Genomic DNA, 215 nt, shown 5'->3' with positions numbered 1-215 from the left:
CCGGTGGAACCGGAGGTATAGATGATATAGGCGAGATGGCGTGCGGTAAGGCCAAGGGCGCGGGGGTCTGGATCGGAAGCGGGTAGTTTCGCCAAGGCCGGGGTGGCGGTCTCCAGATCGACCAGCGTCAGATCGGCAAGTGCGGCGGCGCCGAGGGCTGCGCGGCCGGCCGCATCGCAAAGCATCAGCTGTGGTGCTGCATCCTCAAGAACCTG

General features: G+C 65.6%; 1 protein-coding gene. It reads right to left on the bottom strand.

Annotated elements, in window-relative coordinates; genetic code table 11:
- Window positions 1–215: hypothetical protein (locus tag PY650_RS37070; protein WP_285885095.1), on the bottom strand; the 215-nt coding region annotated here is incomplete at both ends.

The organism is Martinezella calliandrae (assembly GCF_030272695.1).
Classification (GTDB): Bacteria; Pseudomonadota; Alphaproteobacteria; order Rhizobiales; family Rhizobiaceae; genus Rhizobium; species Rhizobium calliandrae.
The sequence above is the reverse complement of the archived record's forward strand: the minus strand, read 5'-3'. Positions and strand labels throughout refer to the sequence as shown.